The 16403-nt window shown below is 65.3% G+C and carries 23 protein-coding genes and 1 tRNA gene; 11 read left to right on the top strand and 13 right to left on the bottom strand.

Annotated features, from left to right (window positions below; translation table 11 throughout):
* Positions 1-5 precede the first annotated feature (5 nt).
* The gene (locus E3O39_RS06965; RefSeq protein WP_134450048.1) at positions 6-581 is read right to left on the bottom strand and encodes a LytR C-terminal domain-containing protein; all 576 of its coding nucleotides are present in this window, start codon (positions 579-581) and stop codon (positions 6-8) included.
* 69 nt (positions 582-650) lie between these two features.
* A complete protein-coding gene (locus E3O39_RS06960) occupies positions 651-965 on the bottom strand; it encodes a DUF3263 domain-containing protein (RefSeq protein WP_134450047.1) in 315 nt (104 codons plus the stop codon).
* 271 nt (positions 966-1236) lie between these two features.
* On the opposite strand from E3O39_RS06960, the gene msrB reads away from it, so the two are divergent.
* The 4 genes from msrB to E3O39_RS06940 all read left to right on the top strand — a co-directional run bounded on the left by msrB (position 1237) and on the right by E3O39_RS06940 (position 3589).
* Positions 1237-1638, top strand: a complete 402-nt coding sequence (gene msrB, locus E3O39_RS06955; RefSeq protein ID WP_134450046.1) for a peptide-methionine (R)-S-oxide reductase MsrB — start codon at positions 1237-1239, stop codon at positions 1636-1638.
* 3 nt (positions 1639-1641) lie between these two features.
* On the top strand, positions 1642-2220 hold the full coding sequence (locus tag E3O39_RS06950; protein WP_134450045.1) for a nitroreductase family protein: 579 nt from the start codon (positions 1642-1644) through the stop codon (positions 2218-2220).
* A gap of 193 nt (positions 2221-2413) precedes the next feature.
* Positions 2414-2818: a hypothetical protein gene (locus E3O39_RS06945; protein WP_134450044.1), complete on the top strand. Its 405-nt coding sequence runs from the start codon at positions 2414-2416 to the stop codon at positions 2816-2818.
* A gap of 171 nt (positions 2819-2989) precedes the next feature.
* Positions 2990-3589: a DinB family protein gene (locus tag E3O39_RS06940; RefSeq protein ID WP_134450043.1), complete on the top strand. Its 600-nt coding sequence runs from the start codon at positions 2990-2992 to the stop codon at positions 3587-3589.
* Between the two features lie 16 nt (positions 3590-3605).
* Here the strand turns inward: E3O39_RS06940 and E3O39_RS06935 are convergent, their stop codons facing one another.
* The 3 genes from E3O39_RS06935 to E3O39_RS06930 are packed head-to-tail and all read right to left on the bottom strand — an operon-like array spanning position 3606 to position 5007.
* Positions 3606-4538 carry a hypothetical protein gene (locus E3O39_RS06935; protein ID WP_166787425.1) on the bottom strand — a complete coding sequence of 311 codons (933 nt, stop codon included), beginning with the start codon at positions 4536-4538 and terminating at the stop codon, positions 3606-3608.
* Positions 4535-4681 (bottom strand): hypothetical protein, encoded by a 147-nt coding sequence (locus E3O39_RS18935; protein WP_166787424.1) that lies wholly within the window; start codon positions 4679-4681, stop codon positions 4535-4537. Before E3O39_RS18935 ends, E3O39_RS06935 begins: the two co-directional genes overlap by 4 nt.
* Positions 4682-4716: 35 nt before the next feature.
* Positions 4717-5007 carry a DUF4287 domain-containing protein gene (locus E3O39_RS06930; protein WP_134450042.1) on the bottom strand — a complete coding sequence of 97 codons (291 nt, stop codon included), beginning with the start codon at positions 5005-5007 and terminating at the stop codon, positions 4717-4719.
* A 151-nt stretch (positions 5008-5158) separates the two neighbouring features.
* Here E3O39_RS06930 and E3O39_RS06925 point away from each other — a divergent pair, with 151 nt between their 5' ends.
* Entirely contained in the window at positions 5159-5554 is a 396-nt protein-coding gene (locus E3O39_RS06925) for a VOC family protein (RefSeq protein WP_134450041.1), read from the top strand.
* A 99-nt stretch (positions 5555-5653) separates the two neighbouring features.
* Here the strand turns inward: E3O39_RS06925 and E3O39_RS06920 are convergent, their stop codons facing one another.
* Entirely contained in the window at positions 5654-6067 is a 414-nt protein-coding gene (locus tag E3O39_RS06920) for a hypothetical protein (RefSeq protein ID WP_134450040.1), read from the bottom strand.
* A 39-nt stretch (positions 6068-6106) separates the two neighbouring features.
* Between E3O39_RS06920 and E3O39_RS06915 the strand changes: the two genes are divergently transcribed.
* Entirely contained in the window at positions 6107-6364 is a 258-nt protein-coding gene (locus E3O39_RS06915; RefSeq protein ID WP_134450039.1) for an antibiotic biosynthesis monooxygenase, read from the top strand.
* Positions 6365-6899: 535 nt separating this feature from the next.
* Here the strand turns inward: E3O39_RS06915 and E3O39_RS06910 are convergent.
* Genes E3O39_RS06910 through E3O39_RS06895 form a run of 4 tightly spaced genes read right to left on the bottom strand, consistent with a single transcriptional unit; the run spans position 6900 to position 8813 of the window.
* A complete protein-coding gene (locus E3O39_RS06910; protein ID WP_134450038.1) occupies positions 6900-7481 on the bottom strand; it encodes a hypothetical protein in 582 nt (193 codons plus the stop codon).
* Positions 7468-7854 carry a PadR family transcriptional regulator gene (locus tag E3O39_RS06905; protein WP_241984996.1) on the bottom strand — a complete coding sequence of 129 codons (387 nt, stop codon included), beginning with the start codon at positions 7852-7854 and terminating at the stop codon, positions 7468-7470. Before E3O39_RS06905 ends, E3O39_RS06910 begins: the two co-directional genes overlap by 14 nt.
* A 34-nt stretch (positions 7855-7888) precedes the next feature.
* Positions 7889-8155, bottom strand: coding sequence for a helix-turn-helix transcriptional regulator (locus E3O39_RS06900; RefSeq protein WP_134450037.1), 267 nt, complete (start codon positions 8153-8155; stop codon positions 7889-7891).
* Complete coding sequence (locus tag E3O39_RS06895; RefSeq protein ID WP_134450036.1) at positions 8142-8813, bottom strand: hypothetical protein; 672 nt, start codon at positions 8811-8813, stop codon at positions 8142-8144. The genes E3O39_RS06900 and E3O39_RS06895 overlap by 14 nt, the downstream gene beginning before the upstream one ends.
* A gap of 200 nt (positions 8814-9013) precedes the next feature.
* Here E3O39_RS06895 and E3O39_RS06890 point away from each other — a divergent pair, with 200 nt between their 5' ends.
* Together E3O39_RS06890 and E3O39_RS06885 are read left to right on the top strand one after the other, a co-directional pair.
* Positions 9014-9310: a transposase gene (locus E3O39_RS06890; RefSeq protein ID WP_134450035.1), complete on the top strand. Its 297-nt coding sequence runs from the start codon at positions 9014-9016 to the stop codon at positions 9308-9310.
* Positions 9307-9612 carry a hypothetical protein gene (locus E3O39_RS06885; RefSeq protein WP_134450034.1) on the top strand — a complete coding sequence of 102 codons (306 nt, stop codon included), beginning with the start codon at positions 9307-9309 and terminating at the stop codon, positions 9610-9612. Before E3O39_RS06890 ends, E3O39_RS06885 begins: the two co-directional genes overlap by 4 nt.
* A 141-nt stretch (positions 9613-9753) precedes the next feature.
* Here the strand turns inward: E3O39_RS06885 and E3O39_RS06880 are convergent, their stop codons facing one another.
* Positions 9754-10287: a hypothetical protein gene (locus tag E3O39_RS06880; protein ID WP_134450033.1), complete on the bottom strand. Its 534-nt coding sequence runs from the start codon at positions 10285-10287 to the stop codon at positions 9754-9756.
* Between the two features lie 843 nt (positions 10288-11130).
* Between E3O39_RS06880 and E3O39_RS06875 the strand changes: the two genes are divergently transcribed.
* On the top strand, positions 11131-12270 hold the full coding sequence (locus E3O39_RS06875) for a tyrosine-type recombinase/integrase (RefSeq protein WP_134450032.1): 1140 nt from the start codon (positions 11131-11133) through the stop codon (positions 12268-12270).
* Between the two features lie 173 nt (positions 12271-12443).
* On the opposite strand, the gene E3O39_RS06870 is transcribed toward E3O39_RS06875, so the two are convergent.
* Both E3O39_RS06870 and E3O39_RS06865 read right to left on the bottom strand, forming a co-directional pair.
* Positions 12444-12519 (bottom strand) — tRNA-Thr (locus E3O39_RS06870).
* 121 nt (positions 12520-12640) lie between these two features.
* Positions 12641-13555, bottom strand: coding sequence for a thioredoxin domain-containing protein (locus E3O39_RS06865; RefSeq protein ID WP_134450031.1), 915 nt, complete (start codon positions 13553-13555; stop codon positions 12641-12643).
* Between the two features lie 255 nt (positions 13556-13810).
* Here E3O39_RS06865 and E3O39_RS06860 point away from each other — a divergent pair, with 255 nt between their 5' ends.
* The gene (locus E3O39_RS06860) at positions 13811-14908 is read left to right on the top strand and encodes an ABC transporter ATP-binding protein (protein WP_134450030.1); all 1098 of its coding nucleotides are present in this window, start codon (positions 13811-13813) and stop codon (positions 14906-14908) included.
* Between the two features lie 132 nt (positions 14909-15040).
* Complete coding sequence (locus E3O39_RS06855; protein ID WP_134450029.1) at positions 15041-16363, top strand: DUF4032 domain-containing protein; 1323 nt, start codon at positions 15041-15043, stop codon at positions 16361-16363.
* The last annotated feature ends 40 nt before the right edge of the window (positions 16364-16403 follow it).

Here is a 16403-nt window from a genome sequence, read left to right as displayed (position 1 = left end):
GCCGGTCAGGACGTAGGCGTGGTGCTTGACACGAAGTCAGCCCCGACGACGACCGTGAGGTCGGCCCCCGAGGTTGCGAAGTCGCTCGCGAGGAGCACCGTGGATCCCGGAAACGAAGCCGCGACCCCGCGGGCGGCGCCCTCGAGGGTCGCATCGGCGTAGTACACGGTCGTCTTGGTCACGTCTTCGGTGCTCGCGTTACTGAGCGCGCCGACGGTCCAGCCGGCCGCGGAGAGGACTTCCCCGGCAGCCTTGGCGACACCCGTGCCCTTTGTGCCGTTGAGCACGGTCACGGTGAGACTCGGATCGACCGTCGCGACGGCCGTCGGAACGGCGGTCGCGGCATCCGTCGCCGTGTCTGTCGCAGAGCTGGAGGACAGCCCGGGGATCGCGATGTTGAGTTTGTTGCTGAGCGAGGCCATCCCGAAGACTCCGAGGCCGATCAGGACGGCCGTTGCCCCCAGTGCCCACCAGAACGCAACCCAGTGGCGTCCCTTCTTTCCGGGGGCGCGATGGGCGCCCACTCGGTCGAGGGAGTGCGGCAGGTGGTCGAAGCGGTCTTTCGGATAGGTGGGAGGCATTGTGGGGCTGGGTCGATCCTCTTGTCGCGGGCGAATGGGTGGAACATCGGGGTCGAAATCCGGCTGCGCCTAGGGGGCGGGGCTGGTTCGGTGCTCCGGAGCGCGCACTGTCCGGCGCTCCCGTGCCTGCTCACGGGCTGCACGCATCCGCTGCAGGCGTTTCACCAGCATGGGATCGTGAGCCAGGGCAACAGGGGAGTCGATCAAAACGCCCAATAGTTGATAGTACCGGGCCGAGGACAGCCCGAACTCGGAACGGATCGCCTGCTCCTTGGCTCCGGCATGGGTGAACCAGCGCCGTTCGAAGCTCAGGATGCCGCGGTCGCGGTCGGTGAGGCCGCCCGGGGAGTCGGCGGGGTCCGGGTCACGCACGCCGTCCACCATCCACCTCTTTCACCATCGCCATTCGCTGCTCGAATCCTATTTGGCGTCGGCTATGGATTTGCTGGGCCACGCGGGTCGCTCCCTCCCCGGGAGGAAAAGTGCCCGGACAGGCGCGGGAGCGTGCCGGTGAGCGTCCCGGTGGGCGTCTCGGTGTGAAAGTGCTGAACGGGCCCGGGAATCGGAATACGCCCCTGCCGGGCTGAGTTTAAGCTTGCTGGGAGGGTTGGCGGCCACGCTGCACTGCGCCCTCGCCCGATGGGAAGGATGAACCATGGACTACGAAGTCACGAAGTCAGACGCTGAATGGGCCGCGGAACTCGGGCCGGAGAAGTTTGCCGTACTGCGGCAGGCCGCCACCGAGCGTGCCTGGACCGGGGAGCTGCTCGACGAGAGCCGTTCCGGCATCTACACCTGCGGCGCCTGCCACGCCGAACTCTTCAAGAGCGGCACGAAGTTCGATTCCGGGTGCGGCTGGCCGAGCTTCTATGAGTCGGTGCGCCCGGAGGCCGTCGAACTCATCGAAGACACCTCCCTCGGCGTCGTCCGCACCGAGGTGCGCTGCGCGAACTGCGGTTCCCATCTCGGGCACGTCTTCGACGACGGTTTCGGCACCCCGACCGGTGACCGCTACTGCATGAACTCCATCTCGCTCGAGTTCAAGCCGGTCGACTAGACCGTGTCCACGCCGCTCGAGGCGATCGGCGGGCGGCGTTCGTCGTCCGCAGTGACATCGGATGCCCCCTCGCACGACGACCTGCTCCCGCTCGTGGCCGCGTGTGCGCGCGTGGCCGACCACGGGGCCCTGCGACCCTGGCGCCTGATCGAGCTGCGCGGGGACGCCCGCACGCGGCTCGGGGCGGCGTTCGCCGCGGCATCCGCCCGCCTCGCTGCTGAGGCCGGTGCGGAACCGCCGTCCGCTGCGGAGTTGGCCAAGCTCGCGGGCAAGCCGCTTCGGGCATCACTGTTGATCGCGGTCGTCGCGAGCCATCGGGAGAGCGACAAGGTCGAACCGTGGGAACAGGACGTCACAGCGGCGGGTGTCGGACATGCCCTGAGCCTCCTGTTGACACACGCCGGCTGGGGTGTGATGTGGCGCACCGGGGCGTTCACCCGCACCGCTGAGGTGCACCGGCTGCACGGGCTCACCGAATCGGAGGAGTTGCTCGGCTGGCTCTATGTCGGCGGAGTGCCGTCTGGTGCGAAGCCGGGCGTCCGGCTCCCGATCGACCCTGCCGCGCACCTCACCGCCCTCTGACCACCCCCTGACCGCCGCTGACTGCCGCCATTTTCGGTTTTTGAGGGTCGCGCGCCACGTGCGCCGCTTCGCGCCAGGCAGGCCTGGCGCGAAGCGGCGCAGTTGGCGCGCGAAGGCGAGGCTTCACCGTTTCTTCACCTGAACGTCGGCAGAATGTCCCGGGTGCAGCAGGGGCGCGACGTATCCTCGTGGCGTGAGCGCAGAAATCAGCACACTCGTCCGGCCCGACACCATCTCCCTCGGCACGCTGACCGTCCTGCGGACGGCCGCCACAGCACCCCTGATCGCCCACGCTCCTGCTGCCTCCGCCTCCGCGGTTCCGCGGAGCCCGAGCCTCGACGATGCCGAAGCCACCTTCCTGGAACCGCTCGTGGATGTCATGCTCCGGTTCCTCTGGGCGCTCGTCGGCTGCTATGTCTGGGTCGTCCTCCTCGCCAAGGGGCCGCGGCCCCGCTCGGCGAGCCGGGAGCTCGAGCCGATCGTCTGGCCGCAGGCGGACTACCCCGCTGTGGGACTGCCGGCCATCGGACTGTCGAGCGCCGGCAGCATCCGCCGACCCGTGAGCCCCGACTTCGACCAGATGAGCGCTCGCCCGTAGGTCGCTCGGCCTGCGCGTGCCGTGTTGTCGGACGGATCGCGGAACGCGCAGTCGCGCGGCGCCCACAGCCGGTCGATGGGTCCTGGAGCAGACCCGCCCGGATCGACCCGGGTCGGACCGGATCAGCACGGATCGCTTGGCCCGCCGAGCCGGGTCTGCGAGGCTGGCGGGATGACTGATGCAACGGAGACTGCAGCCAAGACGGATCTGACGCGGTACCTGGTGTCGGGTCGGGAAGCATTGATCTGGAAGCTCGACGGGCTCAGCGAGTACGACGTGCGGCGCCCGCTCGTGCCGACCGGCACCAACCTGCTCGGACTCGTCAAGCACATGGCCGGCGTCGAGGCCGGGTATCTCGGGCTCGTCTTCGGCCGGCCCTTCCCGGAACCGCTGCCGTGGACGGCGGACGACGTCGAGTTCAACGCGGACATGTGGGCGAAGCCGGACGAGTCCCGCGAGTCGCTCATCACCCTCTACCGCCGGGTCGGGGCGCACTCGAGCGCGACGATCGAGGCGCTCACGCTCGACACCATCGGCCGGGTGCCGTGGTGGACGGGCGATCGGAGCGCGGCGAGCCTGCACGAGATCCTCGTTCACCTCATCGCGGAGACGCACCGGCACGCCGGACACGCCGACCTCGTCCGAGAGCTCATCGACGGGGAGGTCGGACTCCGGCAGGGCAACGACAATATGCCGCCGGCCGACCGCGCCTGGTGGGAGGACTACCGGGAACGCGTCGAGGCGGCCGCGCAGGAGTCTGCGGAGCGCTGACCGACGCCGGTGCGACTCAGCGCGAGATGACAGTGCCGCCGAGCGAGGCGATCGCCCGCAGCAGGCGCGGGCCGGCAGCGAACCAGGCCACGATCATCACGACGACCGAGGCCGCGAAGATCCAGAATCCGGTCCAGCCGTCGTCGCTCTGCACGGCGTACATGTGGTTGAGGTTACGGAGCGCCCCGGTCGCGAAGACCAGGGTCACGTGCACGACGACGAAGACCAGGAAGACGATCATCACGCCGACGTGGACCGCCTTGGTCGGGCGGAGCGGGACGAGTTCGCTCAGCCGGCGTGACGTCCAGAGCGGCGAGAGGCGGATGCCGGTGGCCAGCGCGAGCGGAGCGGCCACGAACACGATGGTGAAGTAGCTCAGGGTCTGGAGGGCGTTGTAGTTCACCCAGCCGTCGGAGACCGGCCAGCCCAGCGAGACGTACTGGAGCGCGGCCGACACGGCGTTGGGAATGATGTCCCAGCTGACCGGAACGATGCGCACCCACTGGCCGGTGACGAAGAGCAGCACGTAGAAGAGGAGCCCGTTGAGCACCCAGAGCACGTCGACCGAGAGGTGCAGCCAGACGTTGATGCCCATCCGGGTGGGCGCTTGTTTCGTGCGTATCAGCCCGGTATTGCGCCGGGTCCAGAACATGGTCGGCCGCCCGGCGCTGCGGACCTGCCAGCCCGAACGCACGATGAAGAGGAGGAAGAAGACGTTGAGCCCATGCTGCCAGGCCAGCCAGGCCGGGAAGCCGACGGGCGCCCCGGACGGCAGCTGCGACGTTCCCGGGAAGTCGGTCAGGAAGGATTGCACGGCCGGCAGCGAGCGGAGGCCCTTGGCGGCGAGCACGGCGGCGGCGAGCAGGCCGATCGCGAGGATGATGGCCACGGCGAGCCTGAACCAGGCGGTTCGACCGAAGCCGAGCAGTCCGGAGCGCTCTGCTGTCACCGGTCTCCCTCCCGGGCGATCGCGTCGTGCGGCATGGGCGTGCGTCCCTCTGGTCTGGCGGCGTCGGTCGACGCGATGGCGCGTTCGAGCGCGACTATGCAATCATCGACCATTTCACGCCCGGCGTCTGCCTGCAGTGTCAAACTACGACATCTTGGCGACGGCTGCGTGCACCCGGTCACCCGGGGCGGTTCAGTTTCCCGTCGAGCCAGAGCGTGTCGGACGCATCGCTGTGCGTGGTCCCGGTCCCGACGTGCTTGGCGTCGATCTTCTCGCCGTTCTTGATGACGTGCACGAGGGCCATCGCGTGACCTCGGCCCAGGTCGAAGTCCGCCTTCAGCCAGTCGACGATCACGCCGGCCTTCGTGGACGGGTCGTCGAACCCCTTCTCGTGGGCGAGGGTGATGAACTCGCGCGGGGTCAGGCCAGTCTTGTCTTCGATGTTGTCGAGGTAGGCCTGGAATGACATCTCTGCTCCTTCGCTGGTGGAATCCGGAATCTCGGGCCGGTCCATCAAACCGCCTTCGGGAGCGGGTCGCAATCGTTTGGACCGGAGACCTCCCACATTCGCGGATCCGCTGTCCAGAGATGCGTGTCGGACGCGTGCTAGCGTCGGCGAGATGACGGCTCCCCAAATCACCCTTGGCGCGATCAACCTCGAGGCACATGACCCGACTGCGCTTGCCGATTTCTGGGCGTCGGTCACCGGAGCGACACCCTCACCCGGTGGCGATAGCGTCTACCTGCCGCCGGCCGGCGCGAACGGGTTCGGGATGTTCTTCCGGCCTTGTGACTCCCCCCATCCGAATCGCCGCGGCGCCCACCTGGACCTCACCGTCCCGTGGGGGTCACGACGTGCTGAGGTCGAACGTCTCCTCGGCCTGGGCGCCGTCTACCAGTGGGACGTCCTGGACGAGTTCCCACACGTGCAGTGGACCACACTGGCGGACCCGGAAGGCAACCTCTTCTGCCTGGCCGAGCATCCGCCCGCGGAGGGATCAACTCAGGACCAGTGACGTCAAGATTCTGCACGCTGGTAGCCCTGAACGCTGCACTGGCGGCACTGTGCGCAATCGGGCTGGTCACCGAATAAGAATTTCGGACGCCCTTCGGGGCTAGTCCAATGGGATGCCCGGGTCCCGGACGATATCTTCGAGAGGGATGCTCGGCTCGCCGGCTTCCAGCTCCGCGAGCGGATGAGCGGCCGTTACGTCCTCGGTACCGTCAGCCAGGGCGCGCGTGGACACCGCCGGGTCCAGCGGCACCACGCCAGTCAAGTACTCCTCAAGGTCCGCGATTTCCCGTGCGAGTGCGTCACCGCGACGGTACATGCGCAACGGTGTCGAGATGACGTGCCGCGCTGCGATCTCTGAGCAACCCAGAAGGCGACGGACTCGCTCCGCGGCGTCATCGTCACTCGACGCAGCAACGACGGCCCGAGAAACCTCCTCAATGCGGTTCCGGGCCGCGAGTAGCGTCCTCAATCTCTCCAGCCGATCTACCTCCCGAGCGAGTTCCTCTGCATTCATGTGAGTCAGCGTAGCCACCCCGAATGGCACACTGGTCTCGTGCTCACCGAACACGCCTTACTGCCCATCATCGCCGGACGAGAAGTTGAATTCGAGCGAGCCTTCACCCTGGCTCGCCCGATCATCGCCTCCATGCCCGGATGCCTCAGCGTGTCGTTGTCGCGGTCTCTCGAGTCGCAGAGCACGTACCTACTGCTGGTCGAGTGGGAGGATCTGCTCGACCACACGATCGGGTTCCGGCAGTCGCCGCAGTACCGGGATAGGCGAGATTCTCGGCGAGACAACCGCTCATCATGACCGGATCGGCGTGGATCCCAGTGTTTTCAAGGGGTGTGGGGCCGGCCACGGGACTTGAACCCGTAACCCCCACTTGCATTTTGGCCCATTTCGGCCCAATCACCGGAACGCGTTAGAACCCTCAGTTCCGTGCTATGACTGGGATCCAGGCCTGTTTTGGATCACTACGACCCGCGCCGAAACTGCCGTGTTTCTCTCGGCATCATGACTAAATCATGACTGCCACGCCTCCCCGGATCCGATCTGGGCGGGAGTGCTCTTTGCCTTAAATGCTCCGTTCCGCGGAGGATCACCTCATGACCAGTCACATCAAGAACGAAGTGGAACAAGTCGCCGAAGAGGCCAATGCGACCCACGGCGATCCGATGCCGGACGGAGGCCTTTCCTAACCGATAGCGGATATCGGTCCTCAGCGTCCTTCGACTCGTCTAAGGAAGCTCCGTTACCGGCCCGGCCGCTGGCCCAAGCACGCTGGTATTCCTGCACGCAGCGCTGGCGGCGCTGTGCACAATCGGGCTCGTGAGCGCGTAGCAATTCAGTTTCCGCGAATTCTCCAGAGGAGCCAGAGCGCGACGGCGACATTGGGAATGATGAGGGCAAACGTCGTCGCGAGCACGGGGGCACCAAGAAGGGCTTGCCCGTGGATGACTCCATGACTCGCTACCGCCGCAAGAATGATGATTGCCACTGACGCCGTCGGACCGGCCAGCGTCGCGACCAGCTTTTCCCACACGCGCCAGCTCTGAGACAGCCAGATCAGGAAAACCCCCGCTACCCATCCAACGACTGGGACCAGAACCCCACCTACCGCGATAAGGACAACCGCAGCCAGCGCGAAGCCGCGGGATCGTGTCGCGGAGCTGCGCGTCCTGCCCAGGGAAGACGTGTCCTCGGCGCTGGGTGAGGGCTCAGATCCCCCTCGAGCCTCGGTCGCGATGAACCTCGGATCCCCGAGAAGAGCGATCTTTTCAGAAGCGGATTTCTCGTCGAGGCCCGCCAGTTCTTCGCTGATTCCCTCAAGGATGTCTTGAGCGATTGCGTCCGGCACGTCGACGAGGGCGCGTTCCAGTTGCGCCAAATAGTTGCTGATAATTTTCGGTGCTTCAGCTGTGCTCATCGTCTCCCCCAATGATTTCGGCCACGACAGCGGTGAACGGCGCCCACTGCTGTCTGAACCGTGCGAGTTGTTCTTTCCCGGAGGGCGCGAGGTGGTAGTACTTGCGCGTTGGTCCGAGTTCTGACGTTTCGTCGACCGACACAACGTGCCCCTTGGCGCGCAGTCGCCCCAGAACGGGATACAAGGTCCCGATGCTGGCGATCATGCCGAGATTCGTGAGCTTCTCCGACAGCTGCCACCCGTACATGGGTTCGCGAGCGAGCAGGCCGAGAATACATGACTCGACCACGCCCTTCCGCAATTGCGCATCCGCTATCATGCTTAACAAGTTACCACTTCGAAAGGTCAAGGCAAGCGTGTCGCGGGCGCTCACACGTCCGACTACTGCTGTCGAAAGCGGTGCGCACTCAATCCGCGTCCATTGTGAAGAGCTCTGCGGGTTGGGTCTGAAGTGCGTCGCAGATCAGGGTGAGGCTCGTGAAGCGCACGGCCTTGGCCCGGTTGTTCTTCAGGATCGACAGATTCGCGATCGTGATGCCCGTGCGAGCCGAGAGTTCAGTGAGCGTCATGCCGCGTTCAGCGAGCACGTCGTCGAGATGACAGCGGATGCGGTGCGCTGTCGCACCGGAATCGGCGTCACCGTCGGTCGTCGGCAGGTCTTTAGACGACACCATCGGCCTCCTCGACGAGTTGGGCGCCGGCCCGGAAGGCGACGCCCAGGGCCAGGGCGATGATCCCACCCAGGAGGATCGGGATCGGCCACTGCGGCGCATTGGTGCTGATGATGGAGTAGTCCCCGCCCAGGAATGACACGATGTCCTCTCGAGGCATAGATCCGGCCGTCAAAAGGCCGATGTGGAGGCTCAGGTAGAGGATGGCTCCGGTGTCAGCCAGCGATTGGAGGACGCCGCCGATCAGGAGGACGGCGGTCAACCAGCGCCACCGACGCAGGACCTCGCTGGAGAACGGCCTCCCCAGCGCGACGCGGTACAAGATCCCAATCAGGAGAATCGCGGCGGCCGTGACGGTGACTGCATGCAGAACCGTCGGTAGGGCAGCGAGCAAACGCAGGCCCAGATCCGCATCGGCAAGAGTCCCCTGGGTACCCTCGCGCAACTCCGCCTGGAGCAGCTGCGGCAAATGGCTCAGCGGAAGCCGCCCGTCCGCGCCGCCCAGCGCGACAAGCACCCGTCCCGTACCGATTGTGATCGCCAGTGGAATATCGTTCAGGAGCGTTAGAACGAGCACGATCATGATCGCGCCTTCGGCGAATCGACCCGTTCGCGGCAATCGCACCGAGCGCTTGAAGGACGCCTGTGACGACTCGTGCATTTGCTTCATTAGATACCCCCGTATCGATAATCAACAATGTTGATAAACAATACATCGACGCGTAGATCGACACAACCAGAATCGCCTGCGGGCTCCTACGGTGGCTGCAGTGTTTGGCTCGGCATGATGGCCAAATCATCACTGAAGCGCAGCTCCCATGACCCATTGTGATCCATTGTTTACACTCGTAAACTCCAAGCATGGGGTTCGACGTTGATTGGACGCACGGCAGTGATCACATGTGGTCGAAGCATCGAGTCTCCGTGACCGAAGCGATGGAAGCACTCGCCGACGTCGACGCACAATGGTTCGATCCGGACCCCAAGAGCACGTCGGGCAACAGCGCGCGAGTGCTCGGCTACTCGCACACGGCGAGCGCTGTGATCGTGGTCATCCTCGTCCATCGGGATGACCGCACTCAGGCTTGGTGGGGTGCGAATGGATGGCGGGCCGGCCCCGCGGACCGACGAACGTATCGAGAAGGGATTGAACAGTGAGCAGCAACATCCAGAAGCTGATTGAAAATGTGGCCGCCGAAGCCGACACCACGCGAGATGAACCGATGCCGGCCGGAGCGACACCGACCCGTCCCAACAAGTCCGTTCCGGTTGCCGTTCGACTCGCGCCCGACGACGTCGCCGCCATCGAGATACTGGCCAACAAGCTTGACGTGCCGGTGTCCAGCCTCCTGCGCGGCTGGATTCTGGATGCCCTCGCGGCTCACCGTGATGAGTCCATTGCCACTGCGCTCGACAGAGTGACCGCAGACATCCAGCGACTCCGCGAGCTCGTTGCCTGACGTTGCCACGAACGCACTCAGCTTCGTGGCTGAGTAATCGACAGCGATTCAGCACCTCGGCTGCACGCACGGCATGGAGTGTGGTGTCGAGGTGCTACTCCAGCTTGATGCCCAGCGCGGGCGACCATGTCCGTCAGGTCGTCACTCTGCGTCTTCCAGCCTCAATTCAATGTGTTGTGGAAATTCGTTCTCAACAAGTGAATACACGGGAGTGCTGCGGCACCATTGCGCGAAATCCTTCACGTCGGCGGGTTCGCTCAGCCAGCGGTTCCCGTCCTTCAGGCCCAGTGCCCGCGCCGCCGGGTAGCGCAGATTAAGCGACAGCTGAATGATCGGCGGATCATTGTCGTCGTCGATCCCGACGGGCATGAACTGGCGTGTAAGCGACACGTCGAGACCCTGCCCGTTGAAGTCCCGCCAATCGTATAGTCCCCACTGGAACAACAGCATGTCGCCGTCATTGATAGTCGGGCAGTCGGTGATCCGAACGTCACGATAGAAATCCATATAGGCCACCAGAGCCTCGGAGAGGGTGACCGGCTGCGACGAGGCACTGAGGAGGTCCGCGAATGTTCGCTTCGCAGAGGATATGGGCACAAACGTTGGCTTCATTCGGCGAATGAAGCAGGTGGCGACACCCACCGGACCAAATCGGAGCCATCCAATGGGGTTCATCAGATGAACAATAGGAGTTGGACCCGCGTTTTTCTCAGCGCAGACGAGGACTCTGGCAACCTCGGGCCGGTGTGACCACGACTGGGGCCACAAGCCCAAGGACGCATTGCCCTTCAGATTGCATCCATCCGCCTGGACGCACTCCTCCCAGTCGGTCTCCAATTTCCTGGCTCCGGTCCGTCCACTTCGCGATCTCGGCCTACCTTGAGTCTCCTGATGTCCTGACTCAGTTCACCCTGCTGCTCCCGTTCCTGCCTCTCTTTCTTGTACTTGTCCTTGTATTTCTCTATTCTCCTTTTTCTTCTTCCTCTCTCCCTCACACTTCTTTCTCTTTCCCTGTCCCACCGCTACCCCTTTACTTCCCACCCCCCCCCACACACACAATGCCGTTGAGTGTGGGGGGGTTGGGAAGCGAGCGCAGCGAGGGGGTCGCGGTGGGACAGGGAAAGAGGCCCCTTACCAAGTCGTTTGGGTATTCGCTCTCAACTAATAGCCAAACGAATACCCAAACGAATAGGCAGCCGCCTCGTAGCACCGACGCGTGATCCTTCGCGACGGCGAATTCGGATCCTCTTCGCTTGATCGAACGCCCCTAATCGTCGTCACGCATTTCGGCATAGCAGCGGGTGATGTCGTTCGGGCCTAAGCAGAAAGTCGACTCGTTGTCTGCGTTGAAGGCCCCACGCAGCGACGCCTCGGAGTGCGCGCTCGGGCAGGTTCACCGGCCTACCTGGCACGTCTTTCGACCGCGTTGGTCTCCGGATTGAATACCATGCAACCCGCCTCCATGCGCTGTCGGACCTGAAATGTACGCTCGTGCGCAAGCGATCGAGGAGGAGCCGAATGGCCAGAGCCTTGGTAATCGATCTGTGGCAGAAGATCGATCCCGAGACCGGCAAGAAAATCCGGACCGAGCGATTCGGCAGTGGCTCACGGTGGCGAGTCGACTGGTACGAGCTCCAGCCCGACGGAACGAAGCGACTCCGTTCCCGCACCTTCCCGATCAAGGCGGGCGCAGAAGAGTTCGCGACCCGCACGGACCACGAGACCCGGGCGGGCAGCTACCGGCCCGTCGAGTTCGGCCGCAAGCCCTTCGTGCGGGCGTCTGAGTCCTGGCTAGCCGGCAAGAAGAAGATCAAGCCCTCAACCCGCCACAGCTACGACCGTGACTTCCGCACGCACATTCTGCCCCGCTGGGGCGCGGTCGCCATCGGCTCGATCACACGGCATGACATCGAGACCTGGGTGACTCAGCTGCAGGACGGCTCAGCACCCGTCGACTTCCTCGGTGAGCACCCGCGCAAGGCGTCGGGTCTCAGTGCCGCCAGCATCGACCGCCTGTTCGCGATCACGAGCGCCGTGCTCAGCTACTCCGACAAGGCCGGCTGGCTGCCGGTCAACCCGGCCAACGGCGTCGAGCTGCCGACCATCCTCCGCGCGCACCACATCTACCTGAGCTACCCCGAGGTCGAGCTACTGGCCGACGCCGCCTTCGCAGCGACGACCGACCAGACCGACCGGGTGCTCATCCACACGCTCGCGTACACGGGTATGCGCATCAACGAGGCGCTCGCGCTCACCGTCGGCGACCTGCGCCTGGAGACGCGCCGGGCGACGGTCAAAGCCACCTGGTCGATCAACGCGGCGGGTGAGCGCGTCACGGGCACGCCCAAGACCGGATCGACTCGCGTCGTGCCCCTGCAGCCCTTCCTCGTCGACGAGCTGCGAGCGCTGACCGTGGGGCGTTCCCCTGACACCTACGTCTTCCAAGGGCCGCGGGGCGGGCCGATCCACAACCACAACTGGCGCAGCCGCACGTGGCGTCTGGCGGTCCTGGGCTCCGGCCTCGACATTCCCGGCCTGACCCCACACAAGCTGCGCCACGCGGCCGCGTCTGCCGCCGTCGCCGCCGGTGCCGACGTGCTCGTTCTGCAGCAAATGCTCGGACACCGCGACGCGGCCGAGACGCGGCCGAGACGCTGAACACCTATGGGCACCTCTGGCCCGACCGCCTCGACGAGGTGACGGATGCCGTCGGCCACGCCCGCGACGCGGCACTTGCGGCCCGTCCGTCGTTTCTCATCATGACTAAATCATGACTGCGGCGGATTCCAAGAGGACCGGATCGGCGTGGATCCCAGTGTTTTCAAGGGGTGTGGGGCCGGCCACGGGACTTGAACCCGTAACCCCCACTTTACAAGAGTGGTGCGCTACCAATTGCGCCAGGCCGGCATGAGGCGGATTCCCGCCTCGGTCCCCCATCCTAAATGACGAACGGGCTCCGCGGGGCCAGACCGGCAGCATCCGCCGGTCGTGAGCCCGCTGCGGACGAAAACTGCGGACCCGTCGAGGATCAGCCCGCCGGGGTCGGCGTGGGCGTCGGCGTCGACGTCGAGTAGGTCTCTCCGGCGGACTGCAGCACGAATGCGGCGAATTCCTTGGGGTCATCGAGGGCGCCCGAGTACTGCTTGCCGTTCACGAGCACGGTCGGAGTGCCGGTCACGGCCTCGACCGTGGTGTTGGGCAGCGGCCCGGACAACGCCCGGTTGGTCGCAGCGACGACCCAGGCCTTGTAGCGCACGTCGGTGATGCAGGTATTGATCTCCGAAACGGATGACGCGACTCCGGAGCTCGTCACGAGCCCCATGATCGCTGCGTCGTCCAGCCCTGCGGTGCCTTCCTTCGGCTGGTTCGCGAAGAGTGCGGCATTGAAGGTGAAGAAGTCATTGGGGGAATAGTTGGCGACGCACGCGGCAGCGTTCGCCGAGCGGAGCGAGTACTGGGTTCCAGCCGACTTGCTGGTCAGGATAGAGATCGGGTGGATCTCGACCGTTGCGGCACCCGAGGTGACCCACTTCACGATCTGGTCGCTGTTGGTCGTTTCGAACTGGCCGCAGAACGGGCACAGGTAATCGACGTACACGCGGATGTCGGCGACGGTTCCGGTCGCATCCGGTGTGGACGGCACGGCGTCGGCGCCGGCCTTGAGGGCCGTGGTCTCGGTGACCTTCATGCCCTCGCCGATGAGAACGCCGTCACTGGCCATGTTCGCGGGGCCGGGGCCTGCGGGGCGGATCGAATTCATGACGACGAGTGCGATGACCGCGACGATCGCGAGTGCGACAACCAGGATGCCGCCCTGCAGCAGGAACCGGTTGCGACGGTTCTTCTTCTTCTGCTCGACACGCAGCTGGGTAGCCTTCGTGCGGACCGCGTCGCGTCGCTTATTTCGGGAAGGTCGACTCTCGCCAGATCCGCCAATAGTCATGAATGCTCGCTTCGGGTAGGTCTTTGGATCGACATTTCCTATGTAAATGCCCTCCAAATAATAGGACTCCAGTCTGGGAAATGACCAGACAGGGGCTGCCTTGCGACGCGTCCGCTGGGCAAAACCGCCGCAGACCCCCTGTTCGGGCGTGTCATACTGGAACAGTCGGATCCTGCCATGATGCGCAGGCCGACAATAAATCCCATCACTACGGATCGTCCGGCACGTACCTGCCGGTGAAGGAGAATACCGAAAATGGCTTCAGTCACCTTTGACAAAGCAACCCGTCTCTACCCGGGTTCCACCCGCCCCGCGGTCGACCACCTCGACCTGTCGGTTGCCGATGGTGAATTCCTCGTCCTCGTCGGTCCCTCCGGCTGTGGAAAGTCAACGTCCCTGCGCATGCTCGCCGGCCTCGAAGAGGTCAACGACGGCAACATCTTCATCGGTGAGCGCAATGTGACGGATGTTCCCCCGAAGGACCGCGACATCGCGATGGTCTTCCAGAACTACGCGCTGTACCCGCACATGACGGTCGCCGAGAACATGGGCTTTGCGCTCAAGATCGCCGGCGTCAACAAGGACGAGCGCGCCGCCCGCGTTCTCGAAGCCGCCAAGCTGCTCGACCTCGAGCCGTACCTCAGCCGCAAGCCGAAGGCCCTCTCGGGTGGCCAGCGTCAGCGCGTCGCCATGGGCCGTGCCATCGTGCGTCAGCCCCAGGTGTTCCTCATGGACGAGCCGCTGTCGAACCTCGACGCCAAGCTCCGCGTGCAGACCCGCACCCAGATCGCCTCGCTGCAGCGTCGCCTCGGCGTCACGACCGTCTACGTCACCCACGACCAGACGGAAGCCCTCACCATGGGTGACCGCATCGCGGTCCTCAAGGATGGCGTGCTCCAGCAGGTCGGTACCCCGCGCGACCTGTACGCCAAGCCGAACAACGTCTTCGTCGCCGGATTCATCGGCAGCCCGGCCATGAACCTCTTCCTCGCGGACACCGTCGAGGGTGGCATCAAGTTCGGCACCGCCACGATCCCCGTCGCCCGCGAGATCATCGCCGGCGCGACCGGCCCGAAGGTCACCATCGGTGTCCGCCCCGAGGACATCCACCTCTCGACCACGCACGGCGAGGGCCTCGAGGTGAGCGTCGACCTGGTCGAAGAGCTCGGCGCCGACGGTTACCTCTACGGTCACTCCACGGTCGAGGGCAAGCGCACCGACATCGTCGCCCGCGTCGACGGCCGTTCACACCCGAACGCCGGAGAGACGGTCTACCTGACGCCGACCGCGCACCACCTGCACGTCTTCGACGCCGAGAGCGGCCTCCGCCTCGGTGGAGCCGTCGCCGACTAGTCGACAACGATTCACCAGAACGGCCGGGCGGATTCATTCCGCCCGGCCGTTCTGCGTCCCGGCAACCCGGGACAGCCCCTGTCCGCGGGGCATCCGGCACCGGCCGCCAACCCGCACCGGTAGGCTCAATCCATGAGCGGTTCTGTCAACATCACCTCGGCCACGGCCGACCCGGCCCTCCTCGACCTGCCCTGGCACCTGCCGCTGGACGCCTGGCCGAACGAGAACATCGCCGCCCTGCCGAAGGGCCTCTCCCGTCACCTCGTACGGTTCGCGCACCTCAGCGGTCGCGTCGTCGCGATCAAGGAAACCACGAGCGAGATGGCCAAGCGCGAGTACGAAATGCTCCGCACCCTCCAGGGACTCGAAATCCCCTGCGTCGAGCCGCTCGCCGTGATCACGAACCGCACCAACGAAGACGGCGAGCCGCTGAACTCGGTCCTCGTCACCCGGCACCTCAAGTTCTCACTCCCCTACCGCGCCCTGTACTCGCAGACGCTGCGACCGACGACCGCGACCCGCCTCGTCGACGCCCTCGCCCTGCTGCTCGTGCGCGTGCACATGGCGGGCCTGTTCTGGGGCGACGTCTCGCTCTCCAACACTCTCTTCCGCCGCGATGCCGGCGCCTTCGCCGCCTATCTCGTCGACGCGGAGACCGGGCAGCTCTACCCTGGCGGCCTGTCCAAGGGCCAGCGCGAGAACGACCTCGAGATCGCCAGGGTCAACATCGCCGGCGAGCTGATGGACCTCGAGGCCGGCGGCCGCGCCGCGGACGAACTCGACCCGATCCGGGTCAGCAACGGCATCGTGAACGCCTACCGGCTGCTCTGGACCGAGCTGACCGGCTCCGAATCCTTCGCGAGTTCCGAGCGCTGGCGCATCACCGAACGCGTCGAGCGCCTGAACGACCTCGGCTTCGACATCGAGGAACTCGCCATCAAGACGGATGCGACCGGCTCGACCGTGCGCATCCAGCCCAAGGTCGTTGACGCGGGGCACCACCAGCGCCGCCTGCTGCGGCTGACCGGCCTCGACGCCGAGGAGAACCAGGCCCGGCGCCTGCTCAACGACCTCGACGCCTATCGCCTCGCATACGGCGACCCGGCGAGCGACGAAGAAGCCCTCGCCCACGAGTGGGTCGTCCGGGTCTTCGAACCCGTCATCCGCGCGATTCCGCGCGACCTCAAGGGCAAGCTCGAGCCGGCAGAGGTGTTCCACCAGCTGCTCGACCACCGCTGGTACATGGCCCAGAACCAGTCCAGGGACATCCCGCTCGCCGAAGCGGTCACGTCCTATGTGCAGGATGTCCTGCGTCACCGCCGCGACGAGGCGACCGTGATCGAACCCGCGACCGGGTCCATCACGCTTCCGATCGACGTCACGAACGACGACGTCGCCGCGGGCGCCGGCGATACCAGCGCTGACGACGCCCAGGACTGGCGCCTCAAGGTCTAGACGTCCGGTCGGGCGACGTCCGGATGCCGCGGTCCGCGGC

This window comes from Cryobacterium sp. MDB2-A-1, from assembly GCF_004402675.1.
Classification (GTDB): domain Bacteria; phylum Actinomycetota; class Actinomycetes; order Actinomycetales; family Microbacteriaceae; genus Cryobacterium; species Cryobacterium glucosi.
Note: the sequence above shows the minus strand (reverse complement) of the source record. Positions and strands in the feature narration are given on the sequence as shown.

Excerpts from the sequence above, each read along its gene's own strand:
- E3O39_RS06895 (WP_134450036.1), bottom strand. The coding sequence starts at position 8,813 with ATGCACGAGTCGTCACAGGCGTCCTTCAAGCGCTCGGTGCGATTGCCG.
- E3O39_RS06960 (WP_134450047.1), bottom strand. The coding sequence starts at position 965 with ATGGTGGACGGCGTGCGTGACCCGGACCCCGCCGACTCCCCGGGCGGC.
- E3O39_RS06940 (WP_134450043.1), top strand. The coding sequence starts at position 2,990 with ATGACTGATGCAACGGAGACTGCAGCCAAGACGGATCTGACGCGGTAC.
- E3O39_RS06965 (WP_134450048.1), bottom strand. The coding sequence starts at position 581 with ATGCCTCCCACCTATCCGAAAGACCGCTTCGACCACCTGCCGCACTCC.
- E3O39_RS06900 (WP_134450037.1), bottom strand. The coding sequence starts at position 8,155 with ATGGTGTCGTCTAAAGACCTGCCGACGACCGACGGTGACGCCGATTCC.
- E3O39_RS06925 (WP_134450041.1), top strand. The coding sequence starts at position 5,159 with ATGACGGCTCCCCAAATCACCCTTGGCGCGATCAACCTCGAGGCACAT.
- E3O39_RS06865 (WP_134450031.1), bottom strand. The coding sequence starts at position 13,555 with ATGACTATTGGCGGATCTGGCGAGAGTCGACCTTCCCGAAATAAGCGA.
- E3O39_RS06880 (WP_134450033.1), bottom strand. The coding sequence starts at position 10,287 with ATGAACCCCATTGGATGGCTCCGATTTGGTCCGGTGGGTGTCGCCACC.
- E3O39_RS06930 (WP_134450042.1), bottom strand. The coding sequence starts at position 5,007 with ATGTCATTCCAGGCCTACCTCGACAACATCGAAGACAAGACTGGCCTG.
- msrB (WP_134450046.1), top strand. The coding sequence starts at position 1,237 with ATGGACTACGAAGTCACGAAGTCAGACGCTGAATGGGCCGCGGAACTC.
- E3O39_RS06920 (WP_134450040.1), bottom strand. The coding sequence starts at position 6,067 with ATGAATGCAGAGGAACTCGCTCGGGAGGTAGATCGGCTGGAGAGATTG.
- E3O39_RS06860 (WP_134450030.1), top strand. The coding sequence starts at position 13,811 with ATGGCTTCAGTCACCTTTGACAAAGCAACCCGTCTCTACCCGGGTTCC.
- E3O39_RS06910 (WP_134450038.1), bottom strand. The coding sequence starts at position 7,481 with ATGAGCACAGCTGAAGCACCGAAAATTATCAGCAACTATTTGGCGCAA.
- E3O39_RS06855 (WP_134450029.1), top strand. The coding sequence starts at position 15,041 with ATGAGCGGTTCTGTCAACATCACCTCGGCCACGGCCGACCCGGCCCTC.
- E3O39_RS06875 (WP_134450032.1), top strand. The coding sequence starts at position 11,131 with ATGGCCAGAGCCTTGGTAATCGATCTGTGGCAGAAGATCGATCCCGAG.
- E3O39_RS06890 (WP_134450035.1), top strand. The coding sequence starts at position 9,014 with ATGGGGTTCGACGTTGATTGGACGCACGGCAGTGATCACATGTGGTCG.